General features: G+C 31.1%; 18 protein-coding genes. All 18 read left to right on the top strand.

Features of this window, described 5'->3' with window-relative positions:
• The first annotated feature begins 49 nt into the window (after positions 1-49).
• Complete coding sequence (gene cutD / locus I4V16_RS01555) at positions 50-1,003, top strand: choline TMA-lyase-activating enzyme (protein WP_027097957.1); 954 nt, start codon at positions 50-52, stop codon at positions 1,001-1,003.
• 38 nt (positions 1,004-1,041) lie between these two features.
• A complete protein-coding gene (locus I4V16_RS01550) occupies positions 1,042-1,395 on the top strand; it encodes a BMC domain-containing protein (protein ID WP_027097956.1) in 354 nt (117 codons plus the stop codon).
• A complete protein-coding gene (locus I4V16_RS01545) occupies positions 1,392-1,838 on the top strand; it encodes a EutP/PduV family microcompartment system protein (RefSeq protein WP_027097955.1) in 447 nt (148 codons plus the stop codon). The genes I4V16_RS01550 and I4V16_RS01545 overlap by 4 nt, the downstream gene beginning before the upstream one ends.
• A gap of 7 nt (positions 1,839-1,845) precedes the next feature.
• The gene (locus tag I4V16_RS01540) at positions 1,846-2,520 is read left to right on the top strand and encodes an ATP--cob(I)alamin adenosyltransferase (RefSeq protein WP_027097954.1); all 675 of its coding nucleotides are present in this window, start codon (positions 1,846-1,848) and stop codon (positions 2,518-2,520) included.
• Entirely contained in the window at positions 2,502-3,347 is an 846-nt protein-coding gene (eutJ, locus tag I4V16_RS01535) for an ethanolamine utilization protein EutJ (RefSeq protein ID WP_195966385.1), read from the top strand. The genes I4V16_RS01540 and eutJ overlap by 19 nt, the downstream gene beginning before the upstream one ends.
• 15 nt (positions 3,348-3,362) lie before the next feature.
• Positions 3,363-3,665: a BMC domain-containing protein gene (locus I4V16_RS01530; protein ID WP_027097952.1), complete on the top strand. Its 303-nt coding sequence runs from the start codon at positions 3,363-3,365 to the stop codon at positions 3,663-3,665.
• Positions 3,662-3,925 carry a EutN/CcmL family microcompartment protein gene (locus I4V16_RS01525; protein ID WP_027097951.1) on the top strand — a complete coding sequence of 88 codons (264 nt, stop codon included), beginning with the start codon at positions 3,662-3,664 and terminating at the stop codon, positions 3,923-3,925. Before I4V16_RS01530 ends, I4V16_RS01525 begins: the two co-directional genes overlap by 4 nt.
• Positions 3,926-3,957: 32 nt before the next feature.
• Entirely contained in the window at positions 3,958-4,617 is a 660-nt protein-coding gene (locus tag I4V16_RS01520; protein ID WP_055183788.1) for a cupin domain-containing protein, read from the top strand.
• 24 nt (positions 4,618-4,641) lie between these two features.
• Positions 4,642-5,283 (top strand): BMC domain-containing protein, encoded by a 642-nt coding sequence (locus tag I4V16_RS01515; RefSeq protein ID WP_027097949.1) that lies wholly within the window; start codon positions 4,642-4,644, stop codon positions 5,281-5,283.
• 30 nt (positions 5,284-5,313) lie between these two features.
• The gene (locus tag I4V16_RS01510) at positions 5,314-6,900 is read left to right on the top strand and encodes an acetaldehyde dehydrogenase (acetylating) (RefSeq protein WP_027097948.1); all 1,587 of its coding nucleotides are present in this window, start codon (positions 5,314-5,316) and stop codon (positions 6,898-6,900) included.
• Complete coding sequence (locus I4V16_RS01505) at positions 6,901-7,554, top strand: phosphate propanoyltransferase (protein WP_027097947.1); 654 nt, start codon at positions 6,901-6,903, stop codon at positions 7,552-7,554.
• A gap of 60 nt (positions 7,555-7,614) precedes the next feature.
• Positions 7,615-7,902 (top strand): ethanolamine utilization microcompartment protein EutM, encoded by a 288-nt coding sequence (eutM, locus tag I4V16_RS01500; protein ID WP_027097946.1) that lies wholly within the window; start codon positions 7,615-7,617, stop codon positions 7,900-7,902.
• A gap of 527 nt (positions 7,903-8,429) precedes the next feature.
• Positions 8,430-9,194: a hypothetical protein gene (locus I4V16_RS01495; RefSeq protein WP_195966383.1), complete on the top strand. Its 765-nt coding sequence runs from the start codon at positions 8,430-8,432 to the stop codon at positions 9,192-9,194.
• Positions 9,195-9,560 (top strand): DUF116 domain-containing protein, encoded by a 366-nt coding sequence (locus tag I4V16_RS01490; protein WP_195966381.1) that lies wholly within the window; start codon positions 9,195-9,197, stop codon positions 9,558-9,560.
• 45 nt (positions 9,561-9,605) lie between these two features.
• Positions 9,606-9,746 carry a hypothetical protein gene (locus tag I4V16_RS01485; RefSeq protein ID WP_155849292.1) on the top strand — a complete coding sequence of 47 codons (141 nt, stop codon included), beginning with the start codon at positions 9,606-9,608 and terminating at the stop codon, positions 9,744-9,746.
• A 142-nt stretch (positions 9,747-9,888) separates the two neighbouring features.
• A complete protein-coding gene (locus I4V16_RS01480; RefSeq protein WP_027097944.1) occupies positions 9,889-10,269 on the top strand; it encodes a desulfoferrodoxin family protein in 381 nt (126 codons plus the stop codon).
• Positions 10,270-10,290: 21 nt separating this feature from the next.
• Positions 10,291-10,830, top strand: a complete 540-nt coding sequence (gene rbr, locus I4V16_RS01475) for a rubrerythrin (protein WP_027097943.1) — start codon at positions 10,291-10,293, stop codon at positions 10,828-10,830.
• Positions 10,831-11,117: 287 nt separating this feature from the next.
• Positions 11,118-13,505 carry a DUF2207 domain-containing protein gene (locus I4V16_RS01470; RefSeq protein WP_195259497.1) on the top strand — a complete coding sequence of 796 codons (2,388 nt, stop codon included), beginning with the start codon at positions 11,118-11,120 and terminating at the stop codon, positions 13,503-13,505.
• Positions 13,506-13,529: the final 24 nt, after the last annotated feature.

Below are 13,529 nucleotides of genomic sequence, written 5' to 3'. Positions count from 1 at the left end.
ATTAATTTATATAGTCACAACCAGAAAAAATAATAGTGGAGAAATAAGAATGAGTAATGAAAATCTAGGAGTCTTGGAAAGAAAAGCAACTATATTTAATATACAGAAATACAACATGTATGACGGACCAGGAGTAAGAACTTTAATCTTCTTTCAAGGATGTCCACTTAGGTGTAAATGGTGTGCAAACCCTGAGGGGATGATTAGAAAACATAGAGTATTGTTTAAAAGCAATTTGTGCATTAATTGCGGAGCCTGTGTTTCTGCCTGTCCAGTAGGTATACACACAATTTCAAATGAAACCTTAAAGCACGAAGTAAATAGAAATATTGACTGTATTGGTTGTGGAAAGTGTAAGGAAGAATGTGTAAAGTCAGCTATTTCTATAATAGGAGAAGAAAAAACTATATCTGAACTTCTAGAAATAATTGAAGAAGATAGAACTTTCTATGAAGTTTCTGGTGGTGGAGTAACACTTGGTGGTGGAGAAGTTTTAATGCAACCTGAGGCTGCAAGTAGCTTGCTTATGGCATGTAAAAATGAAGGTATTAATACAGCAATAGAAACATGTGGATATGCAAAGCTAGAATCAGTCCTTAAAGTTGCAGAGTTTACTGACCTGTTCTTGTTTGATATTAAGCATATAAATTCTGACAAACATTTATATTGGACAGGTGTTAGAAATGAACAAATCTTAGAAAATTTGAAGGAACTTCTTCGCAGAAAGTATAATGTGCAAATTCGTATGCCATTACTTAAGGGAGTTAATGATTGTCAGGAAGATATAGAAAATGTTATGAAGTTTTTACTTCCATATAAAGACTATAAAAATTTTAAAGGCATTGATTTATTACCTTATCACAAGATGGGGGTTAATAAATATAATCAACTTGGAGTTCCATATCCAATTGAAGGTGATCCGAGCTTAAGTAATGAGGATTTAGATAAGATTGAAAGTTGGATTAAGAATTATGATTTGCCTGTTAAAGTGGTTCGTCACTAAATGATTTTCAAATAAATAAAAAGGTGGAAAGTAAGGTTATGGAGGATTTTCTTAATAAGAATATACAGCGTGTTATACAAGAGTCAGTACCAGGTAAGCAAATAACAATAGCTCATATTATTGCCTCACCTATGCCAGATATATATGAAAGATTAGGAATTGATGATAAGGGAGCTATTGGAATACTAACTCTTTCTCCTTTTGAAACAGCAATAATAGCTGCTGATATAGCAACTAAAGTTGCAGATGTTGAAATTGGATTTCTTGATCGTTTCACTGGATCAGTAGTTATAAATGGTGATGTTCAAAGTGTTGAAACAGCACTTAGTGCAGTAAATGATGCTTTAAAAAATATGCTGGGCTTTACAGTTGCTCCAATAACACGAACATGAGAAAAAAACGAATAATGATTATTGGTCCTTCAAAAAGTGGCAAAACAACTTTGGCTAATGAGCTTAATGGTTATACTGGTCCATTAAGAAGAACATCAGATATTATTTATGGGAAAAATACTATAGATGTACCAAGTGCATATATAGAAAATTCATGGATGTATAAACATGTTATTGCAGTATCTCAAGATGCTTCAAAAATTCTTATTTTAGTTGATCAATCAAATAGTGTAGATGTGTATTCTCCAGGATGGGCAAAGTTATTTAATTGTCCAGTGATTGGAGTGATTACTAAGAGTGATATGAATCCAGAAAATAGGAATATATGCTTGCATCAGCTTAAGAGAATAGGAGTAAATGAACCTTATTTTGATATTAGTTTTATAAAAAGAACAGGAATTGATGTTTTAAAAAAATATTTATTTGAAAAGTGTGAGGAGTAATGAGGAGATGATGAAGTTTATTACTGAAGAGTATTTAAGGGATGTTTATAAGGAAGCTCCCTTTGATACATATAAATTAGCTGAAGGACAACGCCTTACACCTGGAGCAAGACAATATCTATCTGATAAAGGAATAAAGATGGAAGATGATGTCGTTCAAGAAAAGAAAAAGGTTACTCAAGTCAATGACTCAAAAGAAGGTGAGATATCTCAAAAAAGAAAAAGAGAAAAGCTATGCAATAGATTAAAGTCTATTGAAGCTTTATTCTTTGATACTAGTAGAGAGCTATTGACTTTAGATATTATTTTAGCACAGAAAATCATTAGTTTAGGAAGAAAGGTTACAAACATTAGAAAAGTTGTTGAAGGTAACTCTACTTTAGAAACAATTGAAGTTAAAGAATGTAGTGGAATATCCAAAGAAAATTTCTTTGATAATATAGAAGACTGTTTTGAAATTACTGAGTTTCATATACAACTTGAAAAAGGTAAGGAAATATTAAAACTTCATTTATTAAGATGTGCTTTAAGAGAAGTAAGTTTAGAAATTAGTGAAAGTTATGAGCATGATGAAAGTCAGACAGGAAATGAAATTATAAAGAATGTTAATTCAATTATAAATAGTATATCCCAGATGATTTGTATAACAGTAGGAGGAGAGAGATGTCAGAGAAAAGTATAGCTTTTGAATATTGTGATAATCTCGTTGAAGAGTTTGAACATGTAATAGAGTCACCTAAAGTAGGGGGAACTTCTACGTATTATACAGGTGTTGATTTAGGTACAGCTTGCATAGTTTTAGCAGTTTTAGATGAAAATTATAAACCAGTAGCTGGTGCATATAGATATGCGGATGTTGTTCGTGATGGCATGGTAGTAGATTATTTAGGAGCAGTAAGAATTGTTAGAGAGTTGAAAAAAGAAATAGAAGAAAAAATTAATGCAGAATTAATTTATGCAGCTGCTGCTATTCCACCAGGAACAGATGCTTTAGATTCTGGAGCTATAAAAAATGTTGTTCAAGCTGCTGGATTTGAATTAACAAACCTTCTTGATGAACCTACTGCAGCTAATGAAGTTTTAAAAATACAAAATGGAGCGGTTGTAGATATAGGGGGAGGAACAACAGGAATATCTATTCTGAAGGATGGGAAAGTTGTTCATGTAGTTGATGAACCTACAGGAGGTACACATTTTTCATTAGTTATTTCAGGTGCTTATGGAATGCCTTTTGCTAAAGCAGATGAGTTTAAGAGAGACAATAATAATCATAAAGAACTTTTACCAGTTTTAAAGCCAGTTATTGAAAAAGTAGCATCAATAATTAATCAACATGTAAAAGGATATGATGTTGATGGAATATCTCTTGTAGGAGGAACATGTTGCTTGACAGGAATTGAGGATGTTATACAAAAACAAATTGGTATATATACACATAAGCCTAAGAATCCTATGTTTGTGACCCCACTTGGAATAGCATTAAGCTGTACTCAAGAAATTATTGAATAAGGAGAGTGTGAAGAAGTGGATTTCAGAATTATTAAATCACCTTCTGAGAGCACAAAAAATATTCTTAGAAGAAGAATGGGGACAGGTTGTAAAACTGATTTAGATAATATTGGTGCAATAGGATTAGTACAAGGAAAACTTATAGATATGATTTATGCATCAGATATTGCAGATAAAGCAGTTGATGTTACAGTTGAGGATATTAAAGGAAATTGCCCTCAACATATGATACTACTTGCTATATTTGGAGATATATCATCAGTAGAATCTGCCATTAACGAAATAAAGCTCAAGTTGAAAGAGGGAAAGATAATATGATTACAGCTAAACTAATAGACAATGTATGGGCTACTAGAAAGGCCGAATCATTAAATGGATTAAAATTTATGCTTGCTGAGGTAATAGGTGGTACAGAAGCAGGTAGAAGGTTAATAGTAGTGGATATAATTAGTGCAGGTATTGGTGACAGAGTTATTGTAAGCACTGGTTCCGCAGCACGTAGAATGCTTGGTGATGATAATATTCCGGTAGATGCAGTAGTTGTGGGCATCATTGATGATGACTGTGATTTTATATAAATTTCAGTTATACATTGAAAGGAAGTGAGTAAATGAAAAAGTTAATATGTGTAAAAGAGATGGAAGAGTTCATAAAAACAGGAAAAACAAAATTTTATGTTACCAGTGATATGATTATAACTCCATCTGCAAAAGACTTGGCAAAAAATAAGAGCATAGAATTAACAACAGAAAGCCAAGGGTGTGAATTAAAATCAAATATTAATTTAAATTTATCAGATAGTGATTTAGATTCTGAAGCCATGTTAAAGTTGTTTAAAGCTATGATGAATAAAGGCCTTTTACAAGAAGTTCTTAAATGTTTAAAGGGAGAGAATCTTCCATATGAATCAGAATGCGATGTCAATGGTCTTAAAATAGTTAGAGGTAACACAGTAAAGTTGGATGTGTTTGATACAGGGAATCCAGATGCAAATGCTCATTATCAAGAATTAGTAAGTAAAGAAGAATCAAAAATGAGTGCTGGTTTTTTAGTAATTGAAAAATCAAGATTTGATTGGGAACTAACTTATGAAGAGATTGATTATGTAATTGAAGGGACATTAACTGTTGAACTAAATGGTAAAACATATACTGCCCATGCGGGAGATGTGTTATTTGTACCTTCAGGATCTAAAGTAGTTTGGGGTTCACCTGACAAAGCAAAAATATTCTATGCAACATATCCTGCAAACTGGGCTGATCTTTTATAGTGGCATTAAAAGGAGGACTAATCTATGCAGGCATTAGGTTTACTAGAAACAAAGGGATTAATTGCAGCTGTTGAGGGTGCCGATATTATGGTAAAGGCAGCAGATGTAAGTATCCTTGAAAAATCATATGTAGGTGGTGGATTAGTTACAATTACCATAACAGGAGATGTTGGAGCTGTAAAAGCTTCCATAGAGGCTGGTATTGCTGCTGTAAAGAAATTAGGTAGTGAATTCTTAATTTCAAATCATGTAATTCCTAGACCTCATAATGAATTAGGTATGATAATTGAAACTAAAACAATACAAGAGAGAGAAGAAACAAAAGAAGATAGTACTACTGATACAGATATTATTAAGAATGATACTCCTTTAGAAGATAATACAGAAAGTATCACAACTGTTATATCAGAAGAAAGCGAATTAGTAGACGATGAAAATTTAATTATAGTTAATGATATTAGTAAATTTCATAAAGAAGATGTAGATAAGCTTGTGCAAGAAAATGGGTTAGAAGAAACCATTGCTACTTTAGGAAAACTTAAGGTTACGAAGCTAAGAAACTTAGCACGTGAGTATAACAAGTTTGAAATAGTAGGAAGACAAATTTCTAAAGCAAACAAAAACGTCTTGATTGAGAAGTTTAAATTATACTATGAAAAGAAATAACATTTGAGTCTGAAATAAGGAGGAAGAAAAATGCAAAATTTTGATAAGGATTTATGTTCTATACAAGAAGCAAGAGATTTAGCTAGACTTGGGAAAGCAGCTACTGACATTATTGCAGATTATACAGAAGAACAAATTAATAAAATAATATGTAATATGGTTAGGGTAGCTGAGGAAAATGCGGCATGCTTAGCACAGATGGCTGTTGAAGAGACTGGTTTTGGTAAAGTTGAAGACAAGACATTTAAGAATCATTTAGCATCTGGAGTTTTATACGATTCAATTAAAGATATGAAGACTATAGGTGTAATAAATGAAGATAACGTCAATAAAATAATTGAAGTTGCTGAACCAGTTGGACTAGTAATGGGAATTGTTCCTTCAACTAATCCAACATCAACAACAATATTTAAATCAATAATAGCTATAAAATCACGTAATGCTATAGTATTTTCACCACATCCATCAGCTGCAAAATGTACTATAAAGGCAGCTCAATTAATGCATGATGCTGCAGTAGAGGCAGGTGCACCAAAGAATATTGTTGGGTGCATAACTAAGCCATCTCTAGGAGCAACTAATGAATTAATGAAGAGTAAGGAAGTGTCATTAATTATAGCAACAGGTGGTCCTGCAATGGTTAAGGCAGCATATAGTGCTGGTAAACCAGCTTTAGGAGTAGGTGCAGGTAATTCGCCTGCTTATATAGAAAGAACTGCAAATGTTCAACAAGCTGTAAGAAACATTATGGCAAGTAAGACTTTTGATAATGGTACAATATGTGCTTCAGAACAATCTATAATTTGTGAAGAATGTAATCATGACTTAGTTGTAGAAGAGTTTAAAAAGCAAGGTGCTTACTTCATGACAGATGAAGAAACTGAAAAAGTTTGTAGACTACTGTTCAAAAATGGACATGCAATGAATGCTAAATTTGTTGGTAGATCCCCACAAGTAATAGCTAATGCAGCTGGAATAAGTATTCCACAAGGAACAAAAGTACTTATTGGTGAACAAAAGGGTGTTGGAGAAGGATATCCTCTATCATTTGAAAAATTAACAACAGTTCTTGGGTTCTATACAGTTAAAGATGATCAAGAAGCATGTGAATTAAGCATTAAGTTGCTTCAAAACGGAATTGGTCATACTATGAGTCTTCATACTGAAGATAGAAATATAGTGATGAAGTTTGCTAGAAAACCAGCATCACGTATTTTGGTTAACACTGGAGGTACACAAGGTGGAACAGGTGCAAGTACAGGACTTATGCCATCATTTACATTAGGATGTGGAACATGGGGTGGAAGCTCAGTTTCTGAGAATGTAACTCCAAGACACTTAATTAATGTTAAGAGAGTAGCTTATGGATTAAAGGATTGTGCAACATTAGCATCAACAGATCCAACATTTAATTGTATAAAGACTGAAGAAAATTGCCATTCAGTGAACAATCAAAGTTTAAATATGAGTCCAGCAGAAATTTTTGCTGCAGCGCAAAGACTATCTAATAATGAATGCAATACAGAAAAATGTAAAGCTGCAAATGATACTGAGAATAATGAAGAAATAAGAAATTTAGTTAATCAAATCGTTGCCGCTATGAAAGGGGCAAAATAGATGGATAAATACGAGGCTGTATTAAAGCTTTTAGTTGAAGCTATACAGAATAACCAAGGAAAAGAAGTAATAGAGCCTAAGGCATTTGAGATACCTGTTGGAGTATCTAATAGACATGCTCACTTATCTCAAGAAGACTTAGATATGTTATTTGGTAAAGGATATAAGTTAACTAAAATTAAAGATTTATCTCAACCAGGTCAATATGCTTGCAAAGAAACTATTACTATTTGTGGCCCTAAAGGAGCTATAGAGAAAGTTAGGATTCTTGGACCAATAAGGAGCAAAACACAAGTAGAAGTTTTAGCAGGAGATTGTGTTAAGTTAGGAACAGCTGCTTATCCAAGATTATCTGGAGACCTAGCAAATACTCCTGGAGTAACCTTAGTAGGACCAAAGGGAGCAACACAAATTAAAGAGGGATTAATAGTAGCTCAAAGACATATACACATGACTCCATGCGATGCAAGAGAACTAGGAGTTCATGATGGCGAAATTGTATCAATAAAGTTTGACACAATAAGAGGTGGAATTTTCAATAATGTAGCAATAAGAGCCAATGATGCTTCAAAGCTTGAGTGTCACTTGGATATTGAAGAAGTAAATGCTATGGGAATTAATTCTAAATCAAAGGTTGAAATTGTTAAACATTAGTAGATTATAATAAAAAAATTATAATAAATAAATTTATTAATATTTTAGGAGGATTTAAAAATGAAATATGATGCATTAGGAATGATTGAAACAAAAGGATTAGTAGGATCAATAGAAGCAGCAGATGCAATGGTTAAGGCTGCAAACGTATATTTAATAGGAAAAGAATATGTTGGTGGAGGATTAGTAACTGTAATGGTTAGAGGAGATGTTGGAGCTGTTAAGGCTGCTACAGATGCAGGTGCAGCTGCAGCACAACGTGTTGGAGAATTAATTTCAGTACATGTAATTCCAAGACCACATGTGGAAGTAGAAGTAATATTACCTGCTTCAAAAGAAGCAAAATAATATTATTGTAAGATAAGAGCCATGCTAGTAAACTAGTGTGGCTTTTTTATATTTAGAGTTAAAGGTATTTATTTTTAATTATAGAATTAATTAGAAATAAGGGGTGATTATTAATATGGTAGAGAAGAGAAATTAAAAAAATTGGTAGATTAATTTTATTGGAGATTTAAAATTTGGTTTTCTCCTCACGAGGAAACAAGGTTTATCATAAGATGTAGAAGAATAAGCGCATATTATGCTATCTACTTAATATCATTATTTTTTATTGAATGTTTATTTGGTATAGAAACAAGTCTAACAGGTGTTTGTTCAGGGATAGCAACTGTTGAAACTGAACATCAATTTACTAGATTTACAGTATATGCTACTGGTTTTAATAATAAACGTGAAATAAAGTTTTTTGTTAAAGCAAATTATTTATCTATAACAGAGGGGGGAGGTTATCACTGTAGTTCATGGGGTGTTTTCAAAAAGAGTAATATATGTTAAAGGACATAGTTTAAATATTATATAAAGGAAGGTGTATCATGAGTTCCATAACATATTCATTGAAAGGGGGACAAGCTGCTTCAAATAACTATTACGAAAAAGCTGAAAGGTTAAGCAAGAAAGTAATTTTAGATGTTTTTCAAAATGGAAAGGAATATCTACAAGACTTTATGGAGTATATAGTGAAAAACAAAGTAGAAGCTTTAAGGACTAAAGAGGAATATGCAGTAGAATTATTATTTATTGGTGTAATTCTTATGGAGTATAGTGAATATGCCTATGGTTTCAATCCTAAGTGGAGTGGAATTTTTAAATGGTTAAATTCCTTAAGGGATAAAGAAAGAATAAAAGAAAAAGTAGATATTATAAAAGGTAGAGCAATACTTAAGAATTTATTAAAAAAGAAAAAAATTAAAGAATTAGATTTAGATTTATTTAAGAAGATCCTATCTTGGTTGGAATGTACAGGTGATTTTAAAGAAGAAGTCTTTAGGCTTAACATATGGATGGATTTTTTATGTGAAAAAGATTCTAATTATGTAGGAAAAGTTTTAATGTTTGCTTTAAAGGAAGGGGAATATCTTCTAAAGGAAGGTCAGTATTATTTAGGAGAGTATATATCAGGTGTAAAGAGTTATTTAAGTACATATGAATTAATACATAGAAACAAAGAGGATATAATTTATTGTGGCAAGGGAGAAATACAGTACATTTTTAATATGGTTTGTGCTGAAATATTAAATAAGGTATATAAAGAAAAATTTTTAAGATGTGAAGAAAAAATTGTCTTTGCACCAGCTTGAATGAAACAAACTTTAAAGCCATGCCCTAGTTCAAAAGAAAAACTTGGAGATGTATGTAAAAGATGCTCAAAAGAATGCAATATAAATAAGTTAACAATCTTAGGAAAAAGTTTAGATTTTAAGGTATATATTATATCACATGAAACAAATTTATTAAATGCAAAAAGAGAAAAAAATGATAAGATAGGAATAATAGGAATAGCTTGTGTGCTAAATTTAATCTCTGGAGGATGGAAGGCATTAAGGTTAGGATTTATTCCTCAGTGTGTTATCTTAGAGGAGTGTGGCTGTAATAATCACTGGCTTAAAGAAAGCAAAATGACAGCTATAAATGAAAAAAGATTAAGTTATATACTTAAAGGATAAAGGAATAAATAAATGGACATCCTATCCTTAGGGAGGGATTAAATTATGAATGATAAGAATGTGTATAACAAAGAAATTCAAGATGTGGTTAAGACGGAACTTAGAATGGATGAGGTACATGAAAACTTAAAGCCAACAGATCCAGATAAGGTTCAAAAGGATGCAATTAAAATAGGAACTATCTAGTCAAAAATACCTATGGAGGAATTCTATAGGTATTTTTTTATGTCTTGAATAATATAATTAACAGTATATTAATAAAATATTCAGAATTTTGTGTTAAAATTAGTAATATAAAGTAGAAATAGAGAAAAAAGGAGGAAAGATTATGGAAACAAAATTTTTAATTTGCAAACATTGTGGTAATATCGTTGAAGTAATAAGAGAATCAGGAGTATCTATAGTTTGTTGTGGTGAAAAGATGAGTGAGTTAAAGGCTAACACAACAGATGGTGCAGTAGAAAAACATGTTCCTGTTGTCAATATTGATGGTAATAAAGTAGAGGTAGTTGTAGGAAGCACTTTACATCCAATGGTGGAAGCTCATTATATACAATGGATATATCTAAAAACTGATAAGGGTGTTCAAAAGAAATATTTATCACCAAGTGATGAACCAAAAGCAGAGTTTGTTATAGGTGATGATGAAAAAGTAATTGAAGCATATGAATACTGTAATTTACATGGTCTTTGGAAAAAAGAAATTTAAATAATTAACGAGGTGATTTTAATGAAGGATTTAAAAGGTACAAAAACAGAAGCTAATTTAATGGAAGCCTTTGCAGGCGAATCAATGGCAACTAATAAGTATATGTATTATGCATCTAAAGCTAAGAAAGATGGTTATGTTCAAATAGCATCTATTTTTGAAGAAACTGCAAAAAATGAAAAGGAACATGCAAAGCTTTGGTTTAAGTTATTACATGATGGAATTGGACAAACTACTACTAATTTAAGTGATGCAGCTGATGGAGAAAACTACGAATGGACAGACATGTATGATAAATTTGCTAAAGAAGCAAGAGAAGAAGGCTTTGAACATATAGCTAAGCTTTTTGAAGGCGTTGCTGCAATTGAAAAGGAACATGAAGAAAGATATAGAAAGCTTTTAGCTAATATAGAAGGAGATTTAGTATTCTCTAAGGATGAAGATGTAATTTGGCAATGCTCAAATTGTGGACATATCTGTATTGGGAAGAAGGCTCCAGATGTATGCCCAGTATGTGCTCATCCACAATCATATTTCCAAGTAAAAGCAGAAAATTATTAATATAAATAATTAATGGAGGGGAGTTGCAAAGCAATTCCTCTTTTTTTGATGTCTAGGAAAGTATAAAATTTCAATTGACTATAACTCAAAGGTATTATTATAATTTCATATTAAAAAAATATAAAATCAAGGATAGTAATTTTATAATTTCCTTACCTTTAGTACACGTGGGGTGGATATTTGTTTCCATGTGACTTGGAGCTTGCGACGGAACAAGGGAAATAAATATCCACTCCACCTTTTTTGTGGTAAAATATAGTCAAAAATAATAAAAAGTGGGGATTGATATGAAAAAGCTAAAAGGGGTAATAATATCAGTTTTAATTAGTATTTTTATCATTAACATTGTAGAAGTAAGGCCCAAAGCAGAAGATGAAGGATATTATATAAAAAATATGCAAGTGGATGTGGAGGTTAATGATAAGAGACAGTTTTTTATAACAGAAACAATAGATGTTTACTTTAATGAAGACAGACATGGCATTAAAAGAGATATAACTACTTCATCAGGTACAGAGGAATGTAGTATTTCAGATATTTCTGTAATAGGGGCACCCTATGAATCAACTAAGGAATCAGGGAATGTAAGTTTAAAAATAGGTGATGAAGATGAAACTATAGATGGAGACAAAAGATATATAATAAAATATACCCTAAATTATTATGATGATGAAGAAGTTGATGGAGACTATATTTATTTAAATCTATTGCCAACTTGGGATACAAGAGTTGAAAGCTTTAGATCAAATATAACGTATCCTAAAGGAGGAAAGCTAGAGAATATTACCTTAACAGATGGGGAATATGGAAGTAAAGAAAATAAGCTTTCTAAATATACAGTTAAAGATAACGAAATTATAATTGAATCTACAAAAGAAATTAAAGAAAATAATGGGATAACTATAAATGCAAGGTTAGAAGAAGGGACATTTAAAAATGTAAAAGAAAGAAAATATCCCTTCAATATAAATGATGAAATAGTTAATATTAAGATTACAAAAGAAAAGGAATACTTGGTAGAAAGAGAATTTGAAATAAAGGTTACATCACAAAACTATGATTTTGGATCAAATGAAATAAAGATATGGGATGATAATAAATATAATAAGATAAGTGAATTAAGCTGTGATAATTCCCAATTTAAAGTGTCAGAAAAATACTCTTCAATTTATGTTCCTAAAGAAGTTGGAGTATATAAGGTTAAGGTATCTTATAAGGTTAGGCCAAGACTTGCAGATGATATCTATTTAGGTTTAAAGAGTAATAATTACGAAGGTAAGGTTGATAATCTTATTGTAAATGTAGAATCAGAGGTTCCTATAGAAAATGCTTTGGTAAACTTTTTAGATAGAGGCATTGGTAGTAATAAGGATAGATATACCCTAGCTAGAGAGAATAATAAGGTTACATTTAATAATACAAATACTATTCATCCAAGAGAAAAGGTATTTATATCAATAGACTGTGATAATAGTTTATTTACAAGAGAGATGGATAAGTCAGAAATAAAAACTATTATTTTATCATTTATAGTAGTAATAATTTCAGGAATTTTATTTTTAGTATTTAAAGAAAAAAGGAGATACGAACTAGAGTTAGAGTTTTATCCTCCAGATGGAATGAATAGTGCAGAATTGGCTTATGCCTATAAAAATAGTTGTACACCTAAGGATATTACTTCATTAATTTATCTTTGGGCAAGTGAAGGTCATTTAGAAATCAATTTTGATGAGAATAATGAGTTTAAATTGATAAAAATCAGTGAACTAGATAGTGAGCATAAAAAGTATGAACATACTTTGTTTAAAGGGCTATTTAAGAAAAGTAATGAGGTAACAGAAGCTAAGCTAAGGAATGGAGAGTTAGAAAATAAAATCTCCTCAGCTATTAATTCAGTTCAATCAGTATTTAAAGGTAAAAGAAAGAAGCTAACAGATGCAAAATCAAGAAAGATTTCAGTGTTGTTATTATTCATATCATTTATTCCAATGGTATTGTTCTATATCTCTGCCAAGTATACAAGCAATTTAACTAATGGAGATGTAATTGGATTATCTTTAATATCAGCTGGAATAATAAGTATTGTGTATATTATAATTTATGCTTTAAACGTAAATAATTTAAATAGAATTGTTACTAATAAAGCTAAATTAGGATTTTTTATTGCTTTATTTATATATTTATTATCAGCCTTTATTATAGTATTAATCTTTAAGATAGGATCCTATGCTATAACTGATATTGTAGTAGCTATATGTATTTTTTCAATAATTATTATGGCAGGACTTTTACCAAAGAGAAGTGAATATGGAAGAAAGATATTAGAAAAAATATTAGGATTCAGAAAATTTTTAGAAACAGCAGAAAAAGAAAGGTTAGAAGCCTTACTAGAAGAAAATCCAAATTATTTTTATAATATACTTCCTTATGCTCAAGTACTAAATATAACAGATAAATGGGCTGATAAATTTGAGGGCATAGAAGTAGATAAATCACCATATTATACAGGGTATACAGATTTAAATAGCTATAGTATGCTTAGGATAATTAGTACTAATATGAATTCAGTATCTGATACTGTGGGATCTCATAATACAAGTTCTTCTGATGGAGGTTTCTCGGGTGGAGGTTTCTCAGGAGGAGGAACTGGTGGTGGAAGTGGATCAAGCTGGTAGGCTATAGGATTTAACCTCAATATT

Origin of the sequence: Clostridium sp. 1001283B150210_160208_E6 (assembly GCF_015669365.1) — a bacterium.
In the GTDB taxonomy this organism is placed as follows: Bacteria; Bacillota; Clostridia; order Clostridiales; family Clostridiaceae; genus Clostridium; species Clostridium paraputrificum.
Note: the sequence above shows the minus strand (reverse complement) of the source record. Positions and strands in the feature narration are given on the sequence as shown.

Bases quoted from the DNA above. Each gene is read 5' to 3' on its own strand.
- cutD (WP_027097957.1), top strand. From the start codon at position 50: ATGAGTAATGAAAATCTAGGAGTCTTGGAAAGAAAAGCAACTATATTT.
- I4V16_RS01550 (WP_027097956.1), top strand. From the start codon at position 1,042: ATGGAGGATTTTCTTAATAAGAATATACAGCGTGTTATACAAGAGTCA.
- I4V16_RS01540 (WP_027097954.1), top strand. From the start codon at position 1,846: ATGATGAAGTTTATTACTGAAGAGTATTTAAGGGATGTTTATAAGGAA.
- rbr (WP_027097943.1), top strand. From the start codon at position 10,291: ATGAAGGATTTAAAAGGTACAAAAACAGAAGCTAATTTAATGGAAGCC.
- I4V16_RS01480 (WP_027097944.1), top strand. From the start codon at position 9,889: ATGGAAACAAAATTTTTAATTTGCAAACATTGTGGTAATATCGTTGAA.
- I4V16_RS01525 (WP_027097951.1), top strand. From the start codon at position 3,662: ATGATTACAGCTAAACTAATAGACAATGTATGGGCTACTAGAAAGGCC.
- I4V16_RS01510 (WP_027097948.1), top strand. From the start codon at position 5,314: ATGCAAAATTTTGATAAGGATTTATGTTCTATACAAGAAGCAAGAGAT.
- I4V16_RS01485 (WP_155849292.1), top strand. From the start codon at position 9,606: ATGAATGATAAGAATGTGTATAACAAAGAAATTCAAGATGTGGTTAAG.
- I4V16_RS01490 (WP_195966381.1), top strand. From the start codon at position 9,195: ATGAAACAAACTTTAAAGCCATGCCCTAGTTCAAAAGAAAAACTTGGA.
- I4V16_RS01505 (WP_027097947.1), top strand. From the start codon at position 6,901: ATGGATAAATACGAGGCTGTATTAAAGCTTTTAGTTGAAGCTATACAG.
- eutM (WP_027097946.1), top strand. From the start codon at position 7,615: ATGAAATATGATGCATTAGGAATGATTGAAACAAAAGGATTAGTAGGA.
- I4V16_RS01470 (WP_195259497.1), top strand. From the start codon at position 11,118: ATGAAAAAGCTAAAAGGGGTAATAATATCAGTTTTAATTAGTATTTTT.
- I4V16_RS01545 (WP_027097955.1), top strand. From the start codon at position 1,392: ATGAGAAAAAAACGAATAATGATTATTGGTCCTTCAAAAAGTGGCAAA.
- I4V16_RS01520 (WP_055183788.1), top strand. From the start codon at position 3,958: ATGAAAAAGTTAATATGTGTAAAAGAGATGGAAGAGTTCATAAAAACA.
- I4V16_RS01495 (WP_195966383.1), top strand. From the start codon at position 8,430: ATGAGTTCCATAACATATTCATTGAAAGGGGGACAAGCTGCTTCAAAT.
- eutJ (WP_195966385.1), top strand. From the start codon at position 2,502: ATGTCAGAGAAAAGTATAGCTTTTGAATATTGTGATAATCTCGTTGAA.
- I4V16_RS01515 (WP_027097949.1), top strand. From the start codon at position 4,642: ATGCAGGCATTAGGTTTACTAGAAACAAAGGGATTAATTGCAGCTGTT.